Annotated in this window: 19 protein-coding genes; 13 read left to right on the plus strand and 6 right to left on the minus strand. The window is 64.7% G+C overall.

The annotated features are described in order from the left end of the window. The first annotated feature begins 39 nt into the window (after positions 1 to 39). From DSM100688_RS03945 to DSM100688_RS03960, 4 genes are all read left to right on the plus strand, one after another. Positions 40 to 972, plus strand: a complete 933-nt coding sequence (locus DSM100688_RS03945) for a carbohydrate ABC transporter permease (protein WP_152357853.1) — start codon at positions 40 to 42, stop codon at positions 970 to 972. Next, positions 969 to 1,958: a carbohydrate ABC transporter permease gene (locus DSM100688_RS03950; protein ID WP_152357854.1), complete on the plus strand. Its 990-nt coding sequence runs from the start codon at positions 969 to 971 to the stop codon at positions 1,956 to 1,958. Before DSM100688_RS03945 ends, DSM100688_RS03950 begins: the two co-directional genes overlap by 4 nt. 360 nt (positions 1,959 to 2,318) lie before the next feature. After that, the gene (locus tag DSM100688_RS03955; RefSeq protein ID WP_152357855.1) at positions 2,319 to 4,472 is read left to right on the plus strand and encodes a beta-galactosidase; all 2,154 of its coding nucleotides are present in this window, start codon (positions 2,319 to 2,321) and stop codon (positions 4,470 to 4,472) included. 28 nt (positions 4,473 to 4,500) lie between these two features. Further along, positions 4,501 to 5,553, plus strand: coding sequence for a LacI family DNA-binding transcriptional regulator (locus tag DSM100688_RS03960; protein ID WP_152357856.1), 1,053 nt, complete (start codon positions 4,501 to 4,503; stop codon positions 5,551 to 5,553). A gap of 335 nt (positions 5,554 to 5,888) precedes the next feature. Here DSM100688_RS03960 and purD read toward each other — a convergent pair whose 3' ends face one another. The 4 genes from purD to DSM100688_RS03980 all read right to left on the minus strand — a co-directional run bounded on the left by purD (position 5,889) and on the right by DSM100688_RS03980 (position 11,315). Next, on the minus strand, positions 5,889 to 7,160 hold the full coding sequence (purD, locus tag DSM100688_RS03965) for a phosphoribosylamine--glycine ligase (RefSeq protein WP_152357857.1): 1,272 nt from the start codon (positions 7,158 to 7,160) through the stop codon (positions 5,889 to 5,891). Between the two features lie 171 nt (positions 7,161 to 7,331). Beyond that, a complete protein-coding gene (gene purM, locus DSM100688_RS03970; RefSeq protein ID WP_152357858.1) occupies positions 7,332 to 8,369 on the minus strand; it encodes a phosphoribosylformylglycinamidine cyclo-ligase in 1,038 nt (345 codons plus the stop codon). 63 nt (positions 8,370 to 8,432) lie between these two features. After that, entirely contained in the window at positions 8,433 to 9,947 is a 1,515-nt protein-coding gene (purF, locus tag DSM100688_RS03975; protein ID WP_152357859.1) for an amidophosphoribosyltransferase, read from the minus strand. Between the two features lie 99 nt (positions 9,948 to 10,046). Then, on the minus strand, positions 10,047 to 11,315 hold the full coding sequence (locus tag DSM100688_RS03980) for a substrate-binding domain-containing protein (protein WP_163146806.1): 1,269 nt from the start codon (positions 11,313 to 11,315) through the stop codon (positions 10,047 to 10,049). Between the two features lie 217 nt (positions 11,316 to 11,532). Between DSM100688_RS03980 and DSM100688_RS03985 the strand changes: the two genes are divergently transcribed. The 5 genes from DSM100688_RS03985 (at position 11,533) to DSM100688_RS04005 (ending at position 17,508) form a co-directional block, all read left to right on the plus strand. Beyond that, complete coding sequence (locus DSM100688_RS03985; protein ID WP_163146805.1) at positions 11,533 to 12,525, plus strand: LacI family DNA-binding transcriptional regulator; 993 nt, start codon at positions 11,533 to 11,535, stop codon at positions 12,523 to 12,525. 270 nt (positions 12,526 to 12,795) lie between these two features. Beyond that, entirely contained in the window at positions 12,796 to 14,148 is a 1,353-nt protein-coding gene (locus DSM100688_RS03990) for an ABC transporter substrate-binding protein (protein ID WP_152357862.1), read from the plus strand. A gap of 164 nt (positions 14,149 to 14,312) precedes the next feature. Continuing rightward, positions 14,313 to 15,254 (plus strand): carbohydrate ABC transporter permease, encoded by a 942-nt coding sequence (locus tag DSM100688_RS03995; protein WP_152357863.1) that lies wholly within the window; start codon positions 14,313 to 14,315, stop codon positions 15,252 to 15,254. A gap of 1 nt (position 15,255) precedes the next feature. Next, positions 15,256 to 16,158, plus strand: coding sequence for a carbohydrate ABC transporter permease (locus DSM100688_RS04000; protein WP_152357864.1), 903 nt, complete (start codon positions 15,256 to 15,258; stop codon positions 16,156 to 16,158). 357 nt (positions 16,159 to 16,515) lie between these two features. After that, positions 16,516 to 17,508, plus strand: coding sequence for a hypothetical protein (locus DSM100688_RS04005; protein WP_152357865.1), 993 nt, complete (start codon positions 16,516 to 16,518; stop codon positions 17,506 to 17,508). Between the two features lie 59 nt (positions 17,509 to 17,567). Here the strand turns inward: DSM100688_RS04005 and DSM100688_RS04010 are convergent, their stop codons facing one another. Both DSM100688_RS04010 and DSM100688_RS04015 read right to left on the minus strand, forming a co-directional pair. Continuing rightward, complete coding sequence (locus tag DSM100688_RS04010; RefSeq protein ID WP_152357866.1) at positions 17,568 to 18,794, minus strand: glycosyltransferase family 2 protein; 1,227 nt, start codon at positions 18,792 to 18,794, stop codon at positions 17,568 to 17,570. Continuing rightward, complete coding sequence (locus DSM100688_RS04015) at positions 18,794 to 20,344, minus strand: AI-2E family transporter (RefSeq protein WP_152357867.1); 1,551 nt, start codon at positions 20,342 to 20,344, stop codon at positions 18,794 to 18,796. Before DSM100688_RS04015 ends, DSM100688_RS04010 begins: the two co-directional genes overlap by 1 nt. Before the next feature lie 115 nt (positions 20,345 to 20,459). On the opposite strand from DSM100688_RS04015, the gene DSM100688_RS04020 reads away from it, so the two are divergent. From DSM100688_RS04020 to DSM100688_RS04035, 4 genes are all read left to right on the plus strand, one after another. Further along, complete coding sequence (locus tag DSM100688_RS04020) at positions 20,460 to 21,383, plus strand: glycosyltransferase family 2 protein (RefSeq protein ID WP_152357868.1); 924 nt, start codon at positions 20,460 to 20,462, stop codon at positions 21,381 to 21,383. A 459-nt stretch (positions 21,384 to 21,842) separates the two neighbouring features. Further along, entirely contained in the window at positions 21,843 to 22,757 is a 915-nt protein-coding gene (locus DSM100688_RS04025; RefSeq protein ID WP_152357869.1) for an ABC transporter ATP-binding protein, read from the plus strand. Next, positions 22,754 to 24,424 (plus strand): ABC transporter permease, encoded by a 1,671-nt coding sequence (locus tag DSM100688_RS04030; RefSeq protein ID WP_152357870.1) that lies wholly within the window; start codon positions 22,754 to 22,756, stop codon positions 24,422 to 24,424. Before DSM100688_RS04025 ends, DSM100688_RS04030 begins: the two co-directional genes overlap by 4 nt. Before the next feature lie 170 nt (positions 24,425 to 24,594). Next, a complete protein-coding gene (locus tag DSM100688_RS04035; protein ID WP_152357871.1) occupies positions 24,595 to 26,046 on the plus strand; it encodes a D-alanyl-D-alanine carboxypeptidase/D-alanyl-D-alanine-endopeptidase in 1,452 nt (483 codons plus the stop codon). Positions 26,047 to 26,063 lie beyond the last annotated feature (17 nt).

Genomic DNA, 26,063 nt, shown 5'->3' on the forward strand with positions numbered 1-26,063 from the left:
ACCATCATCCCGTTCATTCCTTGAAGGAAAGCAGTGATCATGTCTGATCAAACCATACACGCGCCGGCCGGGACCGCCCATTCGCCCGAGGTCCGCGTGAACAAGCACAAGGCCGACTGGCGTGGCTGGAAGTTCATGTGGCCGTTCGCCGTGGTCTTCGTATTCGTCTTCATCGTTCCGATCCTGTACACGATCTATATCAGCTTCTTCCAGAAGAAGATGATCGGCGGCACGAAGTTCGTGGGCGTCGCCAACTACGTGCGGCTGTTCCATGACCCGAACTTCTGGTCATCGGTCGGCCGTGTGGCCATGTTCACGGTCGTGCAGGTGCCGATCATGCTGTTCCTCGCCGCCGCGATGGCGCTCGCGCTCGACTCGATGAAGCTGCACGGCACGAGGTTCTTCCGCATCTCCACGTTCCTGCCGTACGCGGTGCCCGCCGTCGTCTCCACGATGATCTGGAGCTTCATGTACGGCGCGAAATACGGTCTGGTCGCCAGCATCAACGACCTGTTCGGCACGAACTTCGACGTGCTGGTGCCCTCGGTGCTGCTCGCCAGCATCGGCAACATCGTGACCTGGGAGTTCACCGGCTACAACATGCTGATCTTCTACAGCTCCCTGTCCACGATCCCGCACTCGCTGTACGAGGCCGCATCGATCGATGGCGCGAGCGAATGGGACATCGTCAGGAAGATCAAGCTGCCCGAGCTCAAGGGCAGTCTTGCGATCACGGTGATCTTCTCGATCATCGGCTCGTTCCAGCTGTTCAACGAACCGTCGATCATGCAGGACATGGTCCCCGGCAACGCGATCACCACGTATTACACGCCGAACATGTACGCCTATAACCTGAGCTTCACCGGCAGCCAGTCGAACTACGCGGCCGCACTGGCGATCACGATGGCCGTGATCACCATGGTCATCGCATACATCGTGCAGCTCAAGAGCATGAAGGAGCAGATGAAATGAGCAGCGCAACCACCGCATCCCTGTCGTACGAAGCACGAGAGAAAGCCGCGAAACGCGCCGAACGCGCGCGTCAGAAGCGCATCGCACGCGACGAGGCGGCCGAACGCAAACGCGCGGCGAAGTCCGGGTTCGCGAACGTCAACAACCCACGCCGCTCGATGCTGCTGACCATCGTGAGCGCGATCTTCGCGGTGTACTGCCTGTTCCCGTTCGTCTACCTGATTATCAACGCGACGAAGACGCAGGCCGACTTCACGTCCACGTTCGGCCTCGGCTTCGGCAAGACGTTCGCGCTGTGGGACAACATCGTGACCGTGTTCACGTATCAGGACGGCATCTTCGGCCGATGGCTCCTGAACACGCTGCTCTACGTGGTGGCCGGCGCCGGCGGCGCGACGCTGCTCGCGATCATGGGCGGCTACGCGCTCGCCAAATTCCGCTTCCCCGGCCGCAAGCTGGTGTTCGCCGTCATCATCGGCGCGATTTCGGTGCCGGGCATTGCTCTCGCCGTCCCGCAGTTCCTGTTGTTCGCCAAATTGAACCTGACGAACACGCCGTGGGCCATGATCGTCCCGTCGCTGATCAGCCCGTTCGGCCTGTATCTGATGTGGATCTTCTCCGAGCAGGCCGTGCCGCAGGAACTGCTGGAGGCCGCGCGCGTGGACGGCGCGTCGGAGCTGCGTACGTTCTGGCAGATCAGCCTGCCGCTGCTGGCGCCGGGCATCGTGACGACGGCCCTGTTCACGATCGTGGCGACGTGGAACAACTACTTCCTGCCGTTGATCATGCTCAAGGAGGATTCGTGGTATCCGTTGACGATCGGTCTGAACCAGTGGAAGGACCAGGCGTCGACGGCGGGCGGCACCGCGATCCAGAACCTGGTGATCACGGGTTCGCTGATCACGATCATCCCGCTGGTGATCGCGTTCCTGTGCCTGCAGAAGTACTGGCAGTCCGGTTTGGCAGCCGGCGCGGTCAAGGAGTAACCGGCCCGGCGACGGCCGTCTCGTGGCCGGTAACGGCCGTGACTCAACAATAGCGAGCGTCTGTTGTTGAGCTACGGTCGTCAACCGCCTCCGAAACGACCGTAACTCAACAGTAGGGATCGGATAACGTTGAGTTACGGTCGGGAATCGTGCCTGGAACGACCGTAACTCAACAACAGGGATCGGTTGTTGTTGAGATACGGTCGCGAACGGCGTCCGAAACGGCCGTAACTCAATGTTGGGGACCGGATGTTGCTGAGTTACGGCCGTCCGCGGTCCGGGGAAGGGTCGCGTCGCTATGACGGCGTCCCCGCAGTATGGATGACATGCGCAACGCGCATCGGAAAAGGAGCGTTCATCATGACAACGTCACGCGCAACGGCATCCGCCGCAGATCGGGGCCGACGGCCGTTCCGCTGGCCGGCGCTGCTCACGCCGGACGGCCGCGGCATCGCCTACGGCGGCGACTACAACCCCGACCAATGGCCGGAGGGCGTGTGGGACGACGACATCCGGCTCATGCACAAGGCCGGCGTCAACACCGTCGCGCTCGGCATCTTCAGCTGGGCGCGCATCCAGCCGGCCGAGGACACGTGGGATTTCGACTGGCTCGATCGCGTCATCGGCAAGCTCGGGGCGGCCGGCATCGCCGTCGACCTCGCCTCGGCCACCGCGTCCGCGCCGATGTGGCTGTATGAGAAACACCCGGAGGTTCTGCCGCGCGACAAGTACGGGCACGTCGTCCATCCCGGCTCGCGCCAGTCGTGGCGGCCGACCAGCCCGGTGTTCCGCGGCTACGCGCTCGAATTGTGCCGCCGGCTCGCGCGTCGCTACGGCGACAATCCGACCGTGACCGCATGGCATATGGGCAACGAGTACGGCTGGAACAACCGCTACGACTACTCCGACGACGCGCTCGCCGCGTTCCGCGCGTGGTGTGAGGCCCGCTACGGTACCGTCGACGCGCTCAACGAGGCGTGGGGCACCGCGTTCTGGTCGCAGCACGTCAACTCGTTCGACGAGGTGCTGCTGCCGTGTCACATGGGCGGCGACGCGATGGTCAATCCCGCGCAGCAGCTCGACTTCGAACGGTTCGGCAACGACATGCTGCTCGACTTCTACAAGGCGGAGCGCGACGCGATCGCCGCGATCTGCCCCGGCAAGCCGTTCACCACGAACTTCATGGTCTCCACCGACCAGTGCTGCATGGACTACGCCAAGTGGGCCGGCGAGGTCGACTTCGTGTCCAACGACCACTACTTTCACGAGGGCGAATCGCATCTCGACGAACTCGTCTGCTCGGACGCGCTCGTGAGCGCGCTTGCGCTCGGCAAACCGTGGTATCTCATGGAACACTCCACGTCGGCCGTGCAGTGGAAGCCGGTCAACGCGCGCAAGCGGCACGGCGAGCTCGTGCGCGACGCGTTGGCGCATGTGGCGATGGGCGCGGACGCGATCAACTTCTTCCAATGGCGGCAGTCGGCGAGCGGCGCGGAGGCGTTCCACTCCGCGATGGTGCCGCACGCGGGGGAGGATTCGAAGATCTTCCGCGAGGTGTGCGAGTTGGGCGCGATGCTGCGCGCGCTGTCGGACGCCGGTCTGCAGGGCAGCGAATTGGAGCGTGCGGACACGGCGATCCTGTTCAGCGCGGAATCCGAGTGGGCCACGCGCAGCAAGACCTTGCCGAGCATGAAGCTCAATCACTGGCACGACGTGCGCGACTGGTATCGCGGTCTGCTCGACGCGAGGGAGCGGGCCGACGTGGTGCCGCTCGCGTACGACTGGAGCGGGTACCGTACGGTCGTGCTGCCGAGCGTGCTCGTACTGTCCGACGAGGACACGCGGCGCATCGCGGCTTTCGTGCGCGGCGGCGGCCGAGTGGTCGTGGGCTATGCGACCGGACTGGTCGACGAGCGGTTCCGTACGGGGCTTGGTGGCTATCCGGGTGCGGACGGCGGGCTGCTGCGCGACATACTCGGCGTGCGGTCAGAGGAGTGCAACATCCTCGGCTCCAGTGTGGTCGGCGAGCCGGATACGATCGCATTGTCGAATGCCGCCGTGACCAGGCTGTGGCAGAACGACGTGACGTCGATTGCGACCGATACGCAAGTGCTGGCGACATATGCGGGGCGGGCGGCCGCGGAATGGGAGCTGGATGGCGTGCCGGCGGTCACCCGGCATCCGTACGGCGACGGCGAAGCGTACTACGTTGGCTGCGACTTGGACCGCACCGATATCACGCGGCTCGCACCGCAGTTGGGATTCGGCGTATCGTCGCATGACGGCGACCCGCGCATCATCCACACCGTGCGCCGCGGCGACGGCATTCGGTTCGACTGCTATCTCAACCGTGCGAACGAGCCGGTCCCGTGCACGTACGATCCGTCCAGCTCCCCGGTCGTCGCGTACCGCTGCGAATCCAACGGTTCCGGCGCGGCGACCATCGGCCGCAACGGGGTGCTCATTGTTTCCACGGTGCTATCGTCGTCTTGCGGACAATCGCGTCGTGGATGAGATGACGATGTATCGACAAGGAGCCGGCATGACCAACAATGCTGAGAAACGACGGGTGACGCTGCGTGACGTGGCGCAGGCGGCCGGCGTGTCGCTGAAAACCGCGTCGAACGTGATCAACGGGTCCGGCCGCATGTCCGCGGCCACGCGCAGGCGCGTTGAATCCGTCATCGAACGGCTCGGCTATCAGGTCAACGTGGCGGCGCGCAACATGAGCCGCGGGCGTACGGGATTCATCACGCTCGCCGTGCCTTCGCTCACCCCGCCGTACTTGGCCGAACTCGCCAACCGCACGATCGACGCGGCACGCCAGCGCGGCTGCTCGGTCTACGTCACCACGTACGCGGAAGGATCGGCGAAAGGCGCGCGCGACCTGCTGCGCAACTTCAACTCCACTGTGTCGGACGGCATGATCCTGTCCATGTCCGAGATCGAGGATATCACGCCGGACGATTTGCGCGTCGGTTTCCCGCTCGTCGTCGTCGGCGCGCGCACGACATGGGGCATCGTCGACCATGTTACGCCGGACGACGTGCACGCCGCGGCGCGGGCCTCCGCGTACCTGTATGACCGTGGGGCCACGCGGCTGGCCGTGGTCGGCATGCGCGGCGAGTATGACGAGGCCGCGTTGACGCGGGCCGTCGAGGGCAACTACCGGCTGCGTATGCGGGGCGTCATCGAGGAGACACGGCGGCGCGGGCTGATGATCGATCCGCGGCTGGTGGGCAACACCGACCAGGATTGGACGATCGGCGCGGGTGCGCGCGTGACGCAGCGGTTGCTGGATTCCGGCGTGCCGTTTGACGGCGTGGTGGCGTTGAACGACCAGCTGGCGATCGGTGCGATCTCGGTGCTGCGCGCGCACGGCGTGGATATTCCGGGCGATGTGCAGGTGATCGGCTTCGACAATACGGAAGAGGCGGAGTACTTGCAGATTCCGCTGACCAGCATGGATTCGCGACTCGACTGGACTGCTCCCACCGCCGTCGATCGCATCCTCGGTCGCATCGACGGCAGCGTCACCACGCCCGAACTACTCACTACCGAATCGCACGTGGTAGCCCGTGCCTCCACGCGCTGAGCCTTGTCCCTACTGTTTCCTCTAACGTTCCCTTCCCCCCTCAACGGACATACAGCCGATTCACCACCCCGAATCGGCTGTATGTCCGCTGAGGAAGCAGAGCCGGGAATGAAGGATGAGGAACGCCTGCGAAGAAGGAGGGGAAACATTCCCCAACCCGGGCTGAACGCGTGATGATGCGTGCGGTAGCAAGGCGTGGAGTACGAAGGCGTACGAGGGTACGTCGAGTGCTGAGCCGTGCTACCGTAAGGCCTTCGCCGCAAGCGGCTCACTTCGCCTACGGACAGTCCACTGGACTGTCCGTTTCACGGCTCAGCGCGGCTAACGCTCCATCATCACGCGTTCAGCGCTTTGGAACCGATGTCGTGACGATAGAACATGCCGGTGGTGTCGAGCTTGTCGATGATCGCGTAGACCTTGTCCTGCGCAGCCTTGATGGTGTCGGCGGAGGTCTCGACGAGCAGCACGCGGCCGGAGTTGGCGACGAGGCCGTGGGTCGCGTCGGAGGCGACGCCCGCGTAATACACGTGCGAGTCGGCGTCGACGGTGATCTCGGGGATCGGTGCGCCCTTGATGACGTTGGTCGGGTAGCCCTTGGAAGCGAGCACGACGCCGAGCGTCGCGCCGTCGGTCTTCCACTCGAACGTCGGGGTTTCGCCGTCCAGGATCGCGCTGATGCCGGCGCCGAGGTCGGAGGTCAGGCGCGGCAGCACGACCTCGGTCTCCGGGTCGCCGAAGCGGGCGTTGAACTCGATGACCTTCGGGCCGTCCGCGGTGGCGATGAGACCCGCGTACAGGATGCCGGTGAAGGGCGCGCCTTCGGCGGCCATCGCCTCGACGGTGGGACGCACGATCGTCTCGATCGCGGTGTCCACGACGGACTGCGGGATCTGCGGCACCGGGCTGTACGCGCCCATGCCGCCCGTGTTCGGACCCTCGTCGTTGTCGTACGCGCGCTTGTGATCCTGCGAGATCGGCATCGGCCAGAACTCGGTGCCGTTCACGAAGCTCATGAGTGAGAACTCCTGGCCCTCGAGGAAGTCTTCGATGACGACCTTGGCGCCGGCGTTGCCGAAGCGGTGATCGATGAAGATGTCGTCGAGCGCGTGCACGGCGGTGTCTTCGTCCATCGCGACGGTCACGCCCTTGCCGGCGGCCAGACCGTCGGCCTTGATGACGATCGGCGCGCCATGCTCGCGCACATAGGCGACGGCCGGTTCAAGCTCGTGGAACGTCGCGTACTTGGCGGTCGGGATGCCGTGGCGGACCATGAGCTGCTTGGCGAAGTCCTTGGAGCCTTCGATCTGCGCGGCGGCCTTGGACGGGCCAAACGCCTTGATGCCGGCCGCGGCGAACGCGTCGACGATGCCTTCGATGAGCGGGACCTCCGGGCCGACGAACACCCAGTCGTAGCCGTTGTCCTTCACGAAGTCGATGAGCGCGGCGTGGTTGGAGGAGCCGAGCGAGACGACGCGGATGCCGTCGAGTGCCATGCCCGGGTTGCCCGGGGCGACGGTGACCTCGTCGACGCTGCCGCCGCGCAGCAGGGCGTGCGCGATCGCGTGCTCGCGGGCGCCGGAGCCGATGACCAGAACCTTCTGTCCCATTGTTGTTGTCCTTTCACACATATCTGGCTCCCCTCGGCGAGGGAAGCTGGCTCGCGTAGCGAGACTGAGGGGAGCGGCGCGAACCACTGCGCTCCCCTCAGTCAGCTACGCTGACAGCTCCCCTCGCCGAGGGGAGCCACGGTTGCGGGAAGGGGAGCGGGATAAGAGAAGTTACTTGAGCGTGATCTGCGTGCCGTCGGCGTCGGGAGTGATGCGGCCGATCACATAGCCGGTTTCATCATTGGCCTTGAGCAGCTCGATCGTCTCGTCGGCGCGTTCGGCCGGAACGGCCAGCACCATGCCGATGCCCATGTTGAAGATGTTGTACATCTCCATGTGATCGATCTCGCCGGCCTTTTCGAGTACGTCGAAGATCGGCAGCACCGGCCACGAGCCGAGGTTGATCTCGGCCGCGAGGCCGTCGGGGATCATGCGCGGCACGTTCTCGATGAAGCCGCCGCCGGTGATGTGCGCGACGCCCTTGACCACGCCGGCCTTGAACAGGGGAGCGAGGGCCTTCACGTAGATCTTGGTCGGGGTGAGCAGCACGTCGCCGAGCTTCGCGCCGCCGAGCTCATCCAGCTCGGTGTCGACGGTATAGCCGGCCTGCTCGAACAGGGCCTTGCGCACGAGGGAGAAGCCGTTGGAGTGCACGCCGGTGGACGGCAGGCCGATGAGCACATCGCCGTCGGTGATGGTCGAACCGTCGACGATGGCGGACTTCTCGGCCACGCCGACCGCAAAGCCGGCCAGATCGTACTCGTCCTCGGCGTACATGCCCGGCATCTCGGCAGTCTCGCCGCCGATCAGGCCCGCACCGGCCTGCACGCAGCCGTCCGCGACGCCCGCGACGACCTGCTCGAGCAGCGCCGGATCGTTCTTGCCGCACGCGATGTAGTCGAGGAAGAACAGCGGTTCGGCGCCCTGCGCGGCGATGTCGTTGACGCACATGGCCACACAGTCGATGCCGATGGTGTTGTGCTTGTTCGCCAACTTGGCGACGACGAGCTTGGTGCCGACGCCGTCGGTGCCGGAGATCAGCACCGGCTCCTTGTAGCCGAGCGATGCGAGGTCGAACAGGCCGCCGAAGCCGCCGATGCCGCCCACCACGCCCGGACGGTTGGTGCGGGCGACGTGCGACTTGATGCGCTTGACGACCTCGTAGCCGGCTTCGACGCTCACTCCGGCGTTCTCATAGGCTTTGGGCATGACGAACCTTTCTGTACTGCTTGTCTTGTGGAAATCTGGATGGGTGGCTGATGGGAAGGTCTGCTACTTGGTCGTATCGGCGGGCTTGACCGCGTACTCGTTGCCTTCGTACTTGCTCTTGTAGAGCGCGAACTCGGGCAGACGCACGCGGTCCTCGGGGGTGAGCGACTTGAGGAAATCATCCTCGTAATCGTCCAGCGCGGTCGGATAGTCGCCGTTGAAGTACGCGACGCACAGGCCGCCGTACGGGGCGTCCGCGCCCAGGCCGATCGACTCGACGAGGCCGTCGAGCGACAGGAACGCGAGCGAGTCGGCGCCGATGTAGTCGCGGATCTCCTCGACGGACTTCTTCGCGGCGATGAGCTCCTTCGTCGTCGAGATGTCGATGCCGTAGAAGCACGGGTACTTGAGCGGCGGCGAGCTGATGCGCATGTGCACCTCGGCCGCGCCGGCCTCCTTCAGGAGCTGCACGATGCGCTTCGAGGTGGTGCCGCGCACGATCGAATCGTCGATGACGATGACGCGTTTGCCCTTGACGACGCCGCGCACGGCGGACAGCTTCATGCGCACGCCCTGCTCACGCAGCTCCTGCGTCGGCTGGATGAATGTGCGGGCGACGTACTGGTTCTTGATCAGACCCATTTCGTTCGGCAGATGCGCGGCCTCCGCGTAGCCGGACGCGGCCGACAGCGATGAGTTCGGCACGCCGATGACCATGTCCGCGTCGACCGGCGATTCGGCGGCGAGGCGCGCGCCCATGCGCTTGCGTGCGGAGTGCACGTTGACGCCGTAGATGTCGGAGTCGGGGCGGGCGAAGTAGATGAACTCCATCGAGCAGATCGCCAGCTGCGTCTTGTTGGTGTACTGGACGATCTTGTAGCCGTGGTCGGAGACGACGATGATCTCGCCGGGGCGGATGTTGCGTACGAGCTCCGCGCCGACGACGTCGAGCGCGCAGGTCTCGGACGCGAGCACGTACGCGCCGTTCTTCATGCGGCCGAGCGACAGCGGGCGGAAGCCGTTCGGGTCGAGCGCGCCGATCATCGCGTTCTCGGTCATGAGCAGGTACGCGAAGCCGCCGTGCACGGTGTTGAGCGCCTCCTTGAGCTTGTCCATGAAGGTCGGCTTGTCGGAGCGGCGGATGAGGTGCATGAGCACTTCGGTGTCGGAGTTCGAGTGGAAGATCGCGCCCTCGTCCTCGAGATGGCGGCGCAGCGACGGGCAGTTGGTGAGGTTGCCGTTGTGGCACAGCGCCATGTCGCCGTCGTGGAAGCGGAAGATGAACGGCTGGATGTTGTCGGTGGTGCCGGAGCCGGCGGTGGCGTAGCGCACGTGGCCGATGGCCTTGTCGCCCTTGAGGCGCTCGATCTCGCGTTCGTCGCCGAAGACCTGGGTTAAGAGGCCCAGTCCGCGGTGGCCGATGAGATGGCCGTTGTCGTTCGAGACGATGCCGGCGCCTTCCTGGCCGCGATGCTGCAGGGCGTGGAGTCCGAAATAGGTGAGACGGGCGGCGTCGGGGTGGCCCCACACGCCGAAAATGCCGCATTCTTCGTGGATATCTTCGAGTTCAGCCGACAAGCCAAGCTCCTTCCGAACCATAGGAGACAGGGGATTTCACTAGCAATCCAGCTTACCAATTGCCGGCTACATACCCTTGGCGGCGGCGTCCCGGAAAGCCTACTTGGCCGGGGCCACCGACCCGCGTTCGATGAACTCGGGGGCGACCATCATGCGCTGCGCCGGCCGTTCCGGGTGAAGGTAGCGCGCGATGAGCATGTCCACACTTGCGCGGCCCAGCTCCTTGTGCGCTGAGCGCAGTGCGGTCAGCGGTCGTGAGTTCGGCGTGATGTAGCCGTCGACGGAGATCATCGACAGGTCGCCGGGCATGGACACGCCGTGCCGTTCGAGCGTCTGCGCGAGCGACATCGCCAGCCAGTCGGAGTGCACGAGCATCGCCGTGGTGCCCTCGTCGATCGCCTGTTTGGCCACGGATTCGACGCCGACCGAGTCGTACGGCGCGACGTTGGTGCGCACGAACGCGCTGTCCACCGCGTCCAGCCGTCCGGTCACCGACCGCCAGCAGTCTTCGATGTATTCGGAGACCGGCGTGTGCGTGAGCGCGAGTCCGAGCCTGCGGTGGCCGAGCGCGAGGAAACGGTCCACCACCTGCCGTACGCCGGTGCGGTAGTCGGTCATCACGATGTCCAGTCCGTCCACGCCGAACGGCGGTTCGCGTTCGGCCAGCACCACCGGCACCGGCGCGTCCTCCAGCCAGTTCCAGATGTCCGCGCCCTGCATACGCACGCTCGGCGCGAGGATCAGGCCGATCACCGACGAGTCGGACAGCAGGTCCTCGACGATCGCGATCTCGTCGCCGTTGTCGTAGGTGGTCGACCGCACGTCCACGCCGAGGTCGTGCGCGGCGGCCTCCCGTTCGATGGCCTGCGACGTGACCGGCCAGTTGAAGCTCGGTTCGGGGAACATCACGCCGATCGTACCCGACAGCGTGGGGGTGAGGCCGGGGGAGTCGGAGCCGGCGAACCGTGCGCCGCGTGCGGCGGCGTGCGGCGACGTTGCGGGGACCGGCTGGGCGATGGTCGATGCGGAGGCGAGCGGCTGCATACCGGTGCGCGCGCTTCGCTGGACGGATGATTGACGGGCCGTTGACGGCTGTGCGGCGATCTGCGTCGTCTCGTCGCCCAGCGCTGTCGCGCCGCCGCGCACGCGGCGGATGAGACCGGCGTCGGCCAGCGTGTTGAGATCGCGGCGCACGGTGATCGGCGTGGTGTCGAGCGTGCGGGCGAGTTCGTCGACGCGTACGACGATGCCGCGCGAGAGCATGCCGAGAATGATGTCCTGCCGCTCGGCCGGCAAATACTTCTTCTCGTCGGCGCCGGTCGTGTCGGCCGCCGACGTGCCTGTGGCTGATTCGGTGAGAACGGTCATTGCCTCTTCGCTTTCCTGCTTCGCTCGCGGTCGGGTCCCGTGCGACGTAGCACGCGCCCCGGCGGCATGGTCCCGCGCCTTCGTCGGCGTGCGGCCATGAGTTACGGCACACCATATCACGATCATGTTCGATCATGATCGTTGTTGCACTTTTTTGCACTAGACTGGGTGCACGAGAGATCACCATATGATCGCAACGGAGCAAGGAGGTTCCGGCATGGCGCAAGGACGGGTAACGATCAGCGATGTCGCGCTCGCGGCCGGCGTGTCGGTGTCGACCGTGTCGAGGGCGCTGTCGCGTCCCGGCCGGGTGAACGCCGAGACAGCCAAACGCATCCGGCTCATCGCCGACGAGCTGGGATACCGCAGCGAGACGGTCGAATCGTTCTCGCGCGACCAGCCGAGCGGCCTGATCGCCGCGTTCATCGCCGATCTGCGCAACCCGCTGTTCTCCGACCTCGCGCACAGCATCCAGCACGAATGTCTGCGCAGCGGCTACGGCCTGATGATCGTGGACACCGAAGAGGGCAATGTATTGGAGCGCAAGCTCGCCAGCCTCACCCTGCCGCATGCGGACGGGTTCGTGTTCCTATCCTCGCGAGTTTCGGATGCGACGATCCGCAAGGTCGCGCAGACCAAGCCGGTGGTGATGGTCAACCGTACCGTGCGCGGGCTGCAGTCGGTGATCGCTGACTGCACCGGCGGCATCGGCGAGGCCGTCGACCTGCTGGCGGGCCTCGGGCACCGGGAGATCACGTATCTGGCCGGCCCGGAGGCGTCGTGGAGCGAAAGCACGCGATGGCAGGCGCTGTACGCCAAATGCGCCGCGGCGAGAATCCGGCTGCGCCGCATCAACGCAACGGCGCCGACCGGCAAGGGCGGTGCGCTCGCGGTCGAGCCGTTCCTCGCGAACCCGACCACGGCTGTGTTCGCTTACAACGACCTCATGGCGATCGGCTTCGTCAACGAGCTGCGCGAACGCGGCGTGGACGTGCCGGGCTCGGTGTCGGTGGTCGGTTTCGACGGCATCGAACTGGGCTCGTTGATCTCGCCTTCGCTGACGTCGGTGGCGACGCCGTGGCGCGAGATGGGCCGGCAGTCGGCCAAGCTGCTCATCGATCAGGTGCGGCACCGCAGCGTCGGCATCTCGCGACCGGTCGTGCTGCCCACGCGTCTGCTGGCGCGCGAGACCACTGCGGCGGCGAAATGATCATCGCACGCCGTCGTCGTCTTGGATATCTGTACCGGTATAGTCATACCGTCGTCCCGATGTGAACGATAACGTAGCTGCCATGCGCCATCGCCGCCGATGATCGCACGGATGGAAAAATTTGGCAAACGGCTATCAGTAACGATCAATCAGTGAATAATCAAAACCAAGCGCAGGGTGCAGCGGCGATCACTACGAGGTGATCGCAACGAACGCTCACCGATGCACGTTTCGGCAACGTTGTCGGAATGGAAGGAAAGGAAACACACCATGAGGAAAGTCTCTCCGCTCTTCAAGGCCGCCGCGTTCGCAGGCGCAGCAGTGATGCTGCTCGCCGGCTGCGGCTCGAGCAACAACGCCAGCGGCGGCAAGACCGAGGCGCTGGACGAGAACGCCAAGACCACGATCACGTTCGCCGGCTGGTCGCTCGACACCACCCCGGAGTTCCAGACCCTGGCCGACGGCTTCATGAAGGACCACCCGAACATCACCGTCAAGATCAAGCAGTACTCCGCCGACGACTACGACACGCAGCTGACCTCCGACATCTCCGGCAAGAGCCAGCCCGACGTCTTCCCGATCAAGAACCTGCAGAAGTACTACACGTACGCTGCCGAATCCGGCGGTCTCGCGGACCTGTCGGACATCGCGGCCAGCTACGACGGCGACAAGAACATCGACGTCTCCCAATACAAGCTCGAGGACGGCAAGTACTACGCGATGCCGTACCGCCAGGATTCCTGGGTGCTCTTCTACAACAAGGACATGTTCGAGAAGGCCGGCGTGAGCGCCCCTGATGGCACTTGGACGTGGGACGACTACACCAAGGCCGCCGAGGAACTCAAGGAGAAGCTGCCCGCGGCCGGCTACGACGCCAAGTCCGTCTACCCGATGTACCAGCACGGCTGGCAGTCCGTCGTCCAGGGCTTCGCGCTCTCGCAGACCGACGGTGCCTACGACGACTACTTCAAGGGCGACTACAGCTACCTCAAGCCCTACTATGAGCGTGCGCTCAAGTGGCAGAAGGAAGGCCTGACCATCGACTGGAACACCGTGAATTCCACCAAGGTCCAGTATCAGGCCCAGTTCGGCACCCAGAAGGCCGCCATGCTGCCGATGGGTACCTGGTACGCCGCCACGCTCGTCAGCCAGCAGAAGTCCGGCGACGCCGACACCTTCAACTGGGGCATGGCGCCGATCCCGCAGAACCCGGATGCCGCCACCTCCGACACCCCGGTGACCTTCGCCGATCCGACCGGCCTCGCGGTCTCCTCCAACATCTCCGGCCAGCAGCTCGCCGCCGCCAAGGAATTCGTCAAGTGGGCCTCCGGCGAGAAGGGCTCCGAGGCGCTCGCCAAGATCGCCACCACCCCGGCCTACTTCTCCGACTCCGTCGCCGACACCTACTTCGGCACTGACGGCATGGCCAACGACGACCTGTCCAAGAAGGCTTGGACCGACCACAAGACCAACCCGGAGAACCCGGTCGGCGCCGGCACCAACACCATCCAGGACGTGCTCAACACCGTCGTCCACTCGGGCATCATGTCCGGCACCAGCTCCATCGACGACGCGATCGCCAAGGGCACGCAGGACATCAAGGATCAGGGCGTCCTCCAGTGAGTCTCGACTGAGACCCGCGGTACAGACAACCTGATCTGACCCCTCCGCCAAACAACGCAACGGGGGCGGACCGTGCCCTTCGGGAGAGCGGCCACCGTCCCCGTTTCCCATGCCCACCATCAACACAACCATCCAACTCTCTATATAAAAGGAGTGCTGCAGCTATGACACAGGCTACTTCAGCTGCACGGACGTCCCACGTCGCGGCGCCGGACCACAGCAAGGCCAACAAGGCCATCGGTCGTCGCAATCTGCGCAACGGACTGATCTTCATCGCGCCGAACTTCATCGGCTTCCTTATTCTTATCCTCATCCCGGTCGTCCAGCTGTTCTACATCGGCTTCTCCAAGTGGAGCGCCTTCGGCGATCCGAAGTTCAACGGACTGACCAACTGGGTGCGACTCACCCACGACTCGAACTTCCAGGCGGCGTTCGTCAACACCATCGTCTACTCGGTCGTTCACATCCCGCTCACCCTTGCCATCGCCTTCGGCCTGGCCGTGCTGCTCAACACCAACCTCAAGGGCCGCGCGTTCTTCCGCACCGTCGCCTTCTTCCCGTACATCACCTCGATCGTCGCCGCCGCGCAGGTGTGGAACATGCTGTTCGACGCCAAGAGCGGCGTGATCAACCAGATCATCCGCTTCTTCACCGGTGGTGCATGGGCTCCCGGCTGGATGGGCGACACCAAGTGGGCCATGGTCGCGGTCATCATCGTGGCCACCTGGCGTGAGGTCGGCTACTTCATGATCCTCATTCTCGCCGGCCTGCAGACCATCCCGGGCGAACTGTACGAGGCCGCTTCCATCGACGGCGCGAACGGCTGGCAGCAGTTCTGGAAGATCACCGTGCCGTGCATGCGCCCGACCCTGTTCTTCGTGCTCGTCACCCTCACCATTCAGTCCTTCAAGATCCTCGACCTGACGCTCGTCATGACCAACGGCGGCCCGGGCACCTCCACGTTGATGCTCGCCCAGTACATTTACCAGGTCGCGTTCAACCGTCAGGACTTCGGCTACTCGGGCACCGTCTCGCTCGTGCTGTTCGCACTGTGCATGATCGTGACCCTCATCCAGTTCTGGTACAACAACAAGAAGGAGAAGTAAGATGACTGCCGCAAGCATCACCCCGGTCGCGGGAGCCAAGTCTCCTTCCGCGGACATCCCGTTCAACAAGAAGCCCGTCAGCCCGGTCAAGGTCGTCGGCACCGTCATCGGCTACGTGGCCATGATCGCCGTCGCCGCGTTCACGCTGCTGCCGTTCGTCTGGATGCTCCTCGCCTCGGTCAAGCCGAACAACGAAGTGTTCATGGTGCCGTTCAAGTGGCTGCCGAGCGTGTGGCACTTCGAGAACTACATCAACATTTGGACCAAATCCGACATGCTGCTGTGGGTCGGCAACACCGTGTTCTTCGCGATCTGCGTGACCTTCCTGCAGGTGTTCACAGGCTCGTTCGCCGCCTACGGCTTCTCCCGCATCAAGTTCGCCGGCCGCAACACGCTGTTCCTCGTCTACATCGCCACCATGGCCGTGCCGTGGCAGTCCTACATGATCCCGCAGTTCAAGATGCTCTCCTCGTGGGGTCTGGTCGACACCCGCTGGTCGATCATCCTGCTGCAGGCGTTCGGCGCGTTCGGCGTGTTCATGATGAAGCAGTTCTACGACACGATCCCCGAAGAGCTCTCCGAAGCCGCCCGCCTCGACGGCCTGAGCGAATTCGGCATCTACTCGCGCATCGTGCTGCCGCTGTCCGGCCCGTCCATCGCCGCCCTCGGCATCATCACGTTCACCAACACGTGGAACGACTACATGGGCCCGTTGATCTACCTGCGCGCCACGAACCTGCAGACCATCCAGCTTGGTCTGAAGACGTTCATCAGCCAGTTCAACGCGGACTACGCGATGATCATGACCGGTTCCGTGCTTTCCATCCTGCCGATCCTGGTCGTGTTCCTCATCGGCCAGAAGCAGTTCATCGAGGGCATCGCCACCTCCGGCATGAAGGGCTGATCCCTCCTTCCGATCGGCGCTTCGGCCCCCGATCGGCCGGCCCCGGCGGCGTTGACCTCCTTGCGCCGCAGGGCCGGCCGCAACCACACGGTCTGCATGGTGTGCCTGTAACCATGCAGACCTTTTTCTGTATCGGGACGGTCGGGGTTGAGCTGGTCGGGTTGCTCCCCTCAGTCTCGCTTCGCTCGACAGCTCCCCTCACGGAGGGGAGCCAAGGTTATGGGAATCTGGCTCCCCTCCCCGAGGGGAGCTGTCAGCGTAGCTGACTGAGGGGAGCGCACCCGACCAGCCGCACCAGCCCGCATCCCGCAAACCGCCACGCGCCACCACCGTCCGCAACGCAGTAAGGTAGCAATCATGAGCAACGAAGACCGCAGCAACAACAACGCCTCGCCCGACGCGACCAACAAGTGGTTCCAGGCCGACGCGTTCATGCACATCGTCAACTCGGTGGTGGTAATGATCCTGGCCGGCGTCTGCTGCCTCGTCGCCGCACTGCCGCTCGTGATCGTCATGCTCGTGGTCAACGACCTCAACTACTGGCCGCTGTACTTCGCGGCCGCCGCGCTGTCCTCGCCATCCGTCGCCGCGCTGTACGCGATGTTCCGCGACCATCCCGCGTTGCTCGCGCGCGGTTCGCGGGTGCGCGTCAAGCGCATGATGGACGCGGAGACCGAGCGCGCGGCGGCCGGCACGTCAGGATCGACCGGCGACGGCACGTCAGGATCGACCGCCGACACGGCCGCGACGTTCCCTCCCGATTGGATCGCCGGACTGTACGTCCGCCAAGACGTCGCCGTCGCCATGTTCCGCCCGTACTTCCGCGCCTACGCGCGACTGTTCCCGCGCGCTCTTGCGGTCGGCGCGACGTTCGCGCTCATCGGCTTCGCGTTCGTGTATAACATCGCGCTGTTCGCGCAGTTCCCGTGGGGCGCGGCCGTCACCCCCGCGCTGGCCGTGTGCCTCGTGTTCCTGTTCGCCGCGTTCTCGATCGCGATGGTGCTCGTCGTCGAGTACCCGAAGGCGCGGTATCTGTCGGTGATGAAGAACGCTGCGATCCTGTGCATCCGCCGCGCATACATCCTACTCATCACCGCCGTGGCGTTCGTCGCGTACGGCTACGGTCTGTTCCACTGGGCGCTGCTCATGATGGTCTTCGGCACCGGCGTGCTCTGGTATTTGATCTGGGGCGCGTCGCGCTGGCAGGCGCAACGGCTGTTCATGCAGATGGCCGCCGAATCGCACGACCCGCGCGTCGTCGAGATGTACGAGATCGCGCCGGCGACCGGGTCGTCGAACGGCTCCGGCATCGGCGGGCTCCTGTCCGGCCTCACCGACTGGCGGCAGTGATCACGCGGCGTTCGTCACGCGTAGCACATCGGCCCACGCGCGACGAACAACCGCGCCTATCATGCGCCCTTATGCGCGATCGGCTTCCACTGCGCCTTCGCGAAGATCGCCTGGAACGAGATCGGCACATAGCTGAGCATGTAGATCGGGAAACTCAGCACATACGCGAACAGCTCCTTGTTCGTCGCACCGATATGATCGCGTTCCACGATGATCGTCAACGCGGCAAGCGCCATCATCGTAAGCACCGCCATCACGATGCCGTTCGACCAGCCCAGCAACGACTGCACCTGCGACTGCCACGTCACGAATCCGCACGCCGCGAACAGCCATCCCAACAGGATGCGGACGATCGTCAGCACGGTGAACGGACACAGCAGCAGCGTGAAATCGACCGCCGAAAAGTCGCGCTCGCGCACGGCGCGTTTGATTAGCGCCGGGCCGTAATACCGGAACACCTGCAGGAAGCCCTTGCTCCACCGCAGCCGCTGCCGCCAGCTCTGCTGGAACGTGACCGGCTGCTCATCGTACAGGATCGCCGTGCCGCAGTAGCCGATGCGGTCGCCGTGCAGCACCGAGTCCATCGTGAACTCGAGATCCTCGGTAAGCAGATGGAACTTCCAGCCGTTGTTGCGTTTCATCACCTCGCGCGAGAACATGAACCCGGTGCCGCCCACATGGCAGCTCGTGCCGAGGCGCATGCGCGAGGCGCTCAGGAAGCGCGATTCGCGGATGAACCACAGCGCCGAACCGCTCGACACCCAGTTGTCGGACAGGTTCACCGAGTTGCGGTAGCTCGTGAGGATGCGGAAGCCGGCCTGGAACGCCTTGTTCATCTCCTCGAAGTAGTGGTGGTCGAGCCGGTTGTCGGCGTCGAACACGAAGAACGCGTCGTAGGCGTCGCTGGCGCCCGACTCGTTCATCCGGTCGAGCAGATAGGTGAGCGCGTAGCCCTTGCCGACGAGCTCCTTGTTGAATCGTTCGATGACGTGGCAGCCCTTGGAACGCGCCAGATCGGCGGTGTGGTCGTCGCAGTTGTCGGCGACGAGCCAGATGTCGACGAGCCGGCTCGGGTACGTCTGCGACTGGATATCGCCGATGAGGTTGCCGATGACCTGCTCCTCGTTGCGTGCGGAGATGAGCACGGCGTAGCGTTTGTCCATCGGCGCGTCGGGGAAGGTGATCGGTTTCGACACCAGCGAGATCACGACGCAGAACGCCTGATACACGATGCCGACGGTGCCGACGATGTACATGAGGACGTCGAGAACGGACAGCAGTACCATCAGCGCCACCTGCTTCGCGGATTGTCGTCGGACGGCGTGCGGCCGGTCGTACGGCTATCGTTTGCACGGCCGGTCGTATTGTCGTCGTTCGTATCGTCATGCGTGTCGTTCGTACTGGTCGTGTCGGTCGTATCGTGCGTACCGTCACCGTCATCGGCGACGCCGGACAGACCGGACAGACCGCCGTGCCGCGTCTCGTCCCACTTGCCGAGCACGCCCTTCGGAATCGCCATCGTCGCGGAATCGTCCATCTGCCGCGAGGTCGGCGTCTGATACACCTGTTCGGTCAGATGGCGCAGCTCCTCGTCGATCGGCACGCGCGCCGTCGAGCCCTTGGCCGCGCGCGGGATATGCTCGGTGACCGGGCGCACCACGTGCGCGCCGAACGCCTCCGCGCCCTCCACGACCTTCGACTTCTTCACCGTATCCGGATCGTACAGCAGCGGCGAATCGACCAGCTCGTACCGCTTCGTATACACCTTAAAGATCGCCTGCAGACTCGCCGTGATCGGCAGCGCGAGGAACGCGCCGAGCGCGCCGAACACCGAACCGAACACGAGCACCGCGAGAAACGCGATCGCCGGATTGAGATCCATCGTGCGCTGCGAGATCTTCGGCGACAGGATCAGGTTCTCGAACTGCTGGTAGACCGTGATGAACACGAGCACGCCCACCGCATACAGCACGCCGTTCGACCCCCAGGCGAACACGACCGGCAGCGCGCCGCCGATATACGTGCCGACCGTCGGGATGAACTGCGAGACGATGCCGCAGAACAGCGCGAGCGGCAGCCAGTACGGCACGTGGATGATCTCGAGGAAGATCGCCGTGCACGTCGCGTTGATGAGCGCGAGAATCGAACGGGAGAACAGGAAGCCGGAGATCTGGTCCTGCACGATCGTCCACGCGAGCAGGAACCGGCGCTGCTGGCTGCCGCCGAGCCACTGGCACAGGCTGCGGCGCATCTTCGGGCCGGCCGCGGAAATGTAGTACGTGACCATGATCACGGTCATCAGGTCAAGCAGCGCGCCGAACAGCCCCATCGTGGTGCTCACGGCCTGGCCGGCGAAGTTCGCCACCCACGACGTCTGCAGGTTCTTGAAGATCTCGCCGCCGAGCGTGTCGATCTCGGGCATCTTGAACGACGAGTAGCGGTTCACCAGTTCGACGATCTGGTCGTACAACGTCGGCAGTCCCTTGACCATCGAGATCACCTGCTGCACGAACATCGAGCCGAACAGCGCGAACAACGCGCAGATGATCACCGCGAGCCCGATCAGACTCACCGCGGACGCGACGCCGCGCTTCCAGCCGTGACGGATCATGATGAGCACCATCGGCTCGATCGCGAGCGCGATGAACACGGAGATCACGAGATCAAGCACGATGTAGTCGATCTTCGCCCACGAATTCCATACGAAATACGCGAGGAACACCGCGATTACCGCGTACAGCAGACCCCGGCCCCACCAATCCGGCGGCCTGCGCGAGTCGCCCTTCGCCGGAAACACCGACGCGAAATCGATTCTCTGATCATCCTGTCCAGTCATGGCTCCCTATTCTAACGACGGGCGGTCATTTCGGGCGGTCGCCGCGATGGGCTTGCCGGCGATGTCGTTCGTGCGGATGATGCGGCTGTTCGCGTGCGGTTTGTATGCTGAAGACATGCTGAATGTTTCGATCGTCATCCCCGCGTGGAACGAAGCCGAGCGTATCGCCGACTGCTTGCTCAACACGATTCGGCAGACCGTGATGCCGTACGAGGTGATCGTCGTCGACAACCGGTCGACCGACGACACGTGCGCGATCGTGGAACGGTTCATGAAGGAACATCCCGAAGCGCCGATCAAGCTGCTGCACCAGAACGACGAGCAGGGGTTGATCCCGACGCGCAACTTCGGCCTGAACGCCGCCACCGGCGACGTGCTCGGCCGGTTCGACGCGGACTGCATGATCAAGCCCGACTGGGTGGAGGTCGTCTCGGGCATCTTCACCGAGGACCCGGAGGCGATGGGCGCGACCGGGCCGGTGATGTACTACGACATGCCGTCGCGGCATTTCGGACTGAAAAGCGACAATTCGATCCGCAAGCGCATCTACCGGGCCGACGGCGGGCAGCCGCTGCTGTTCGGGTCGAACATGGCCGTGCGGGCGAGCGCGTGGCGGCAGATCGCGGGCGAGGTGTGCCGCGACAAGTCCGACGTGATGCACGAGGACATCGACCTGTCGCTGCACCTGATCGGCAAGGGCCTGAAGACCGTGTACTCGCCGCGCATGATCGCCGGCATGAGCGCGCGGCGCATGGACACATCGCTGCCGAGCTTCCTCAACTACATGCGCCGGTTCCGCAACACGTTCGACGCGCACCCGCAGCACTGGCGCAAGCACAAGCCGGAGATCCTGTTCACCGCCATGTATCCGGCGATGCACCTGTTCTACCCGGTGTGGCAGAAGGTGCTCACCACGGCGGACATCAACCCGGCCGAGGCGGCGTGGATCAACGAGCAGATGAAAATCGCCGAGAAGCAGGGGCACGAGCTTTACGACGAGACTCCCACCGACGAGGAGTACGACGAGAAGCACGAGTAGGGTGCCGTGCCGTCTCGTTCCTTCCTTTCTCTACGTTCCTTCCTCCCTCTAATGGACATGCACCTTCCTTAACGGACATACGGCCGATCCGGGTGGTCGGATCGGCCGTATGTCCGTTGCGGGGCGCAAGAAATTCGGGGAATGAGCCCACTCGTCCCGAAAAAGTTGCACTGAGTCATCGTCAGCGCAAGAAATTCGGGAGATTAGGGCTGGTTTCCCGAAATAGTTGCGTTGACGATGGCTCAGTGCGGCTTTTTCGGGACGAGTGGGTTGTTTTCCCGAATTTCCCGCGCTGGCGGGTGGGGTGTGGTTGTGTACGATGTTGAATGGCCGTGGCCTGTTCCGTGGTGTCTTTTCGGCGTATTGGGCTGGCTTCTTCGACGGACATCCAGCCGATCTACCCGCTCAAATCGGCTGGATGTCCGTTGTGGGGGAAGGGATGACTGGTAGAGTGGGGGTATGAGTTTGGACAATATGCAGGGGAATGTTGGATTTTCGCAACCGGACGATACGTCGCAGCCGACGATGTCGCAGTCCCCATTGCCGCCGCAACCGGTGCCGCCGAATCCGTCAGCGGCCGTGTCCATCCGCGGCCTGTACAAACGCTTCGACGACAAGATCGCCGTCAACGGTCTGTCCCTCGACATTCCGGTCGGCTCGTTCTACGGCCTCGTCGGCCCGAACGGCGCCGGCAAGACCACCACGCTCAACATGGTCACCGGTCTGCTCACGCCCGACGCAGGCCTTACGCTCATCCTCGGCCATGACGTGTGGCGCGATGTGAACACGGCCAAACGCATGATCGGCGTGATGCCGCAGCCCGACCAGATCTTCGACCGTCTCACCGGCATGCAGTTGCTCGTCTATTCCGGCATGCTGTGCGGCATGCCCCGCGCGGAATCGATCGCCCGCGCGAACGACCTGCTCGCCGCGTTCGATCTCACCCAGGCCGCGAACACGATGGTCGCCGATTATTCGGCCGGCATGACCAAGAAGATCTGCCTCGCCTCCGCGATGATCCACAGCCCGCGCATCCTGGTGCTCGACGAGCCGTTCGAATCGGTCGATCCGGTGTCCAGTGCGAATCTCAAGGACATCCTCATCGAATACGCGAAGACCGGCGGCACGGTGATCATCTCGTCGCACGTGATGGCGTTGGTGGAGCGTATGTGCACGCATGTGGCCGTGGTCAACAACGGTCAGGTGTGCGCGGCCGGCACCGTCGACGAGGTCGCGGCCGGCGAGGATCTGGAGGACCGGTTCCTGCAGTTGGTCGGCGGCCGCCATGAGGCCGCGCATCTGAGCTGGCTCGACGGTGGCGCGGAGGGATCCGACGGGCTGAACGGCCCCACCGACGCAGGAGTCGTACGATGACCGCCGCCCTCACCCTCGTCCGCATGCGTTGGGCGCTCACGTGGGCCACGCTGCGCAAATCCGTCTGGCAGACCGTCGGCTACGCGATCGCCCTGGTCTTCGCGGTCGGCACGGTCATCGGCGTCGCCGCGCTCGCATGGCTGGTCGGCACCCTCCCGCCGTTCGTGCCGCCCGAAGCCCCGGGCCTTCCACCGGTCAACCTCCTCGGCCCGCATGGCGTCATCAATACCGTCGTCGTCCTGTTCGGCGCGTTCCTCACGCTGGCGGTCGGCCTGTTCCAGATCATGCTGCTCGGCGAAGGCTCTACGATGAGCCCGCGCAAGTTCGCGCTCTACGGCATCCCCGACCGCGAGCTTCAGTTCGGCCTGCTCCTGTCCGGTCTGACCGGCATCCCCGCGATCACCGGCGTGCTCTCGCTCCTGTGTTGGTCGCTCGCCTATCGTGCGATGGGGCCGGCCGTGGTCGTCACGGCGGTCGTTGCCGCGCCGCTCGCCGTCGTCACCATGATGAGCGTGTCGAAGATGCTGCTGTCGTTGTCGACCACGCTGGTCACGTCGCGACGAGGCCAGGGTGTCTTCTATATCATCGTCGTCCTGCTGTTCGTCGGCGTCATGCAGGTGCCGAACATCCTCGTCAATTCCGGTGTGGCGGAGGGACTCGACGTTGCAGGCATCGCGCTGATCGCCGCGGCCGTGGCATGGACGCCGTTCGGCGCGGCGTTTCAGCTGCCGTACGACGCGCTGCTCGGCGACTGGCCGGCGTTGCTCGCCCGCGTCGCGATCCTCGCGGTCGCGTGGATGCTGTGCTTCATGGTGTGCACGTGGTGTCTGCGCCGCGAGCGTCTTGTGGCCGGCAAGTCGTCCGAGGCCGTGAAGGCCAAGGGCATCGGTGCATTCGGCTGGATGCCCGATTCGCCGTCCGGCGCGGTGTCGGCCCGGCTGCTGACCTACCTGAGACGTGACCCTCGCCAGCTCATGATGTTCATCATGCCGGTGTTCTTCATCATCATCTTCTCGCTGCAGGCACACGGCGAAAGCGGCATGGTCTGGCAGTCGTTGATCTGGGCAGGATGGATCTTCGCGATCGCCGAAAGCAACGGCCTGGCCTACGACGGCCGTGGATTCACCATGCAGGTGATCGCCGGCGTATCGGGATTCACCGACCGCATCGGCCGCGTGCGCGTGTACGCCGCGATCATCGTCGCCTACGAACTGCTCATGTTCGTCGCAGTTGCGATCATCACCGGCGACTGGACACGGCCGGGCGGGTTGCTGTTCGGCGCGACGTTCGCGGCCGTCGGCATCGGCATGGGCCTGAGCGGACTCGGATTGGCCGAGATCACGTCGTGCGTGCTCATGTATCCGGTCGCGTCGATGGACAAGCCGTTCTCCTCGCCGCAGGGCCGTATGGTCGCACAGGGGTTCTTCCCGCTCGCGTATCTGATCGGCAGCTTCGTCGCCATGCTGCCGACCGGCATCGTCACGATCGTGATGATCGCCGTCTTTCCGATCGAATTCGGGATGATTTACTGGCTGCTGATTCCGGTCGCGCTCGCGAACGGCGCTGGTGCGCTCGCGTTGGGTTCGTGGCTCGGCGGTAAGCTGTTAGATGCGCGAATGCTGTCGGTGGTGCGTACGCTGGATTCGTTCGCGTCGTTGCAGCAGTGACGGCGGCGGACGCGGTGTGGTTCCCTCGGTCGGCTGCGCTGACAGCTCCCCTTGGAATAGGGGAGTCGGATGCTCGGTGGTGATCTGCATAGGATCAGGTGGCTGATGTCTTCTCCTAGGAGGAGACGTCAGCGCTACCGTTAAGTCGAAACACAACAGGATATGGAGGCATGATGGGCGGGCGGATACGGCATCGGCGTGCGATCGTGGTCGCGGCGTCCGCGGTGACGACCGTCGCGCTGTTCGTCGGCTATCTGATCGCCGACGTCATGGACGTCGCGCCCGGCGTGCTTACCATGCGGCAGGTCACGCGTCGCACGATCCCCGACGCTCCGACCGCGCGCGCCGCCGGTACGATCGCGAGCGACGTCGATCTCGGCAAGGCCATCGACGCGTCCGCCGCACGGCAGCTCATCGACGAGTTCGCCAAAACCGACGGCGTCGGCTCCGACTATTCCGTTGCGATCGCCGCCGCTGACGGCACCATCGTCGCGCAGCACGCCGCGACCACGCCGCGCGAACCCGCATCCACTCTGAAAACGTTGACGGCCCTCGCCGCATCCGCCACGCTCGACATGGGATCCACACTCGCCACGAACGTCTACCTGACCGACGTGACGGACGGCCACGGCACGCTGATCCTGCAAGGCAACGGCGACATGCTGCTGTCCGCCGGCGACAGCGACCCCGATCACGTCAACGGCCGCGCCGGACTCGGCACGCTCGCCGCCCGTACGGCGAAGGCCCTGCACCAGCGGGGCGTCGACTCGGTGACCCTGATGGTCGACGACAGTCTGTTCGGTGCCGACCGCTACCCGGACGACATCGCCGAAAACAACGGCGACAACCTGTACTACACGGGCGTGAGCTCCATGGCCGTCGACGGCGGCCGGCAATGGGACGGCGCCGCGCCCGAGAACCCCGACGTCTTCAGCGCGTACCCCGAACTCAGCCAGACCACGGCCGCCGACGCCGCCTCGGTGTTCGCCGAACGGCTCACCGAGGAAGGCGTCGCCGTCGCCAACGCGGACTCCATCGACGTATCCGCGAAGGAACCGGCCACGGCGATCGACGGCCGCACACCGATCGCCGCCGTGCGTTCCGCCACGCTCGCCGAGATCCTCGCCTTCGCGCTGCGCCACTCCGACAACACGCTCGCCGAGGAATTCGGGCGGCTCACCGCGCTCGCCACCGGCGACGACAACACGCCGGCCGGTGCGACCGCCGCCGTGCGCGCTGCGCTCAAACGCCTCGGCATCGACACCGACGGCCTGACCATGGCCGACTGCTCCGGCCTGTCGCCGGGCTCGCGCGTGAGTGTCGCCACGCTCGTGGCCGTGCAGGCGCACAATCTCACCGCATCCGGCGGGGCAGCCGCGGCCGAAGGCCTGTCGATCCCCGGACTCGTCGGCACCGCGCTCAACCGGGCGGTCAGCGCCGACACCGTCGGCCTGCTGCGCGTCAAAACCGGCAGCCTCGGCGAGGTCACGTCCATGGCCGGCAACGTGTCGCGTCTGCACGGCGGCGTGCTCGCGTTCGCGGTGATCGTCAACAAGCCGGACGACTGGGCGGCGGCGCGCGACGCCATCGACGTGTTCGCCGACGGGCTGGCGCGACTGTAGCCGGCGGGAATGTCATA

It is taken from the genome of Bifidobacterium ramosum (genome assembly GCF_009299505.1).
GTDB classification, from domain to species: domain Bacteria; phylum Actinomycetota; class Actinomycetes; order Actinomycetales; family Bifidobacteriaceae; genus Bifidobacterium; species Bifidobacterium ramosum.

Coding starts and splice junctions, on each gene's coding strand:
- DSM100688_RS03945 (WP_152357853.1), top strand. CDS start 40: ATGTCTGATCAAACCATACACGCGCCGGCCGGGACCGCCCATTCGCCC.
- DSM100688_RS03950 (WP_152357854.1), top strand. CDS start 969: ATGAGCAGCGCAACCACCGCATCCCTGTCGTACGAAGCACGAGAGAAA.
- DSM100688_RS03955 (WP_152357855.1), top strand. CDS start 2,319: ATGACAACGTCACGCGCAACGGCATCCGCCGCAGATCGGGGCCGACGG.
- DSM100688_RS03960 (WP_152357856.1), top strand. CDS start 4,501: ATGACCAACAATGCTGAGAAACGACGGGTGACGCTGCGTGACGTGGCG.
- purD (WP_152357857.1), bottom strand. CDS start 7,160: ATGGGACAGAAGGTTCTGGTCATCGGCTCCGGCGCCCGCGAGCACGCG.
- purM (WP_152357858.1), bottom strand. CDS start 8,369: ATGCCCAAAGCCTATGAGAACGCCGGAGTGAGCGTCGAAGCCGGCTAC.
- DSM100688_RS03980 (WP_163146806.1), bottom strand. CDS start 11,315: ATGACCGTTCTCACCGAATCAGCCACAGGCACGTCGGCGGCCGACACG.
- DSM100688_RS03985 (WP_163146805.1), top strand. CDS start 11,533: ATGGCGCAAGGACGGGTAACGATCAGCGATGTCGCGCTCGCGGCCGGC.
- DSM100688_RS03990 (WP_152357862.1), top strand. CDS start 12,796: ATGAGGAAAGTCTCTCCGCTCTTCAAGGCCGCCGCGTTCGCAGGCGCA.
- DSM100688_RS03995 (WP_152357863.1), top strand. CDS start 14,313: ATGACACAGGCTACTTCAGCTGCACGGACGTCCCACGTCGCGGCGCCG.
- DSM100688_RS04000 (WP_152357864.1), top strand. CDS start 15,256: ATGACTGCCGCAAGCATCACCCCGGTCGCGGGAGCCAAGTCTCCTTCC.
- DSM100688_RS04005 (WP_152357865.1), top strand. CDS start 16,516: ATGAGCAACGAAGACCGCAGCAACAACAACGCCTCGCCCGACGCGACC.
- DSM100688_RS04010 (WP_152357866.1), bottom strand. CDS start 18,794: ATGGTACTGCTGTCCGTTCTCGACGTCCTCATGTACATCGTCGGCACC.
- DSM100688_RS04015 (WP_152357867.1), bottom strand. CDS start 20,344: ATGACTGGACAGGATGATCAGAGAATCGATTTCGCGTCGGTGTTTCCG.
- DSM100688_RS04020 (WP_152357868.1), top strand. CDS start 20,460: ATGCTGAATGTTTCGATCGTCATCCCCGCGTGGAACGAAGCCGAGCGT.
- DSM100688_RS04025 (WP_152357869.1), top strand. CDS start 21,843: ATGAGTTTGGACAATATGCAGGGGAATGTTGGATTTTCGCAACCGGAC.
- DSM100688_RS04030 (WP_152357870.1), top strand. CDS start 22,754: ATGACCGCCGCCCTCACCCTCGTCCGCATGCGTTGGGCGCTCACGTGG.
- DSM100688_RS04035 (WP_152357871.1), top strand. CDS start 24,595: ATGATGGGCGGGCGGATACGGCATCGGCGTGCGATCGTGGTCGCGGCG.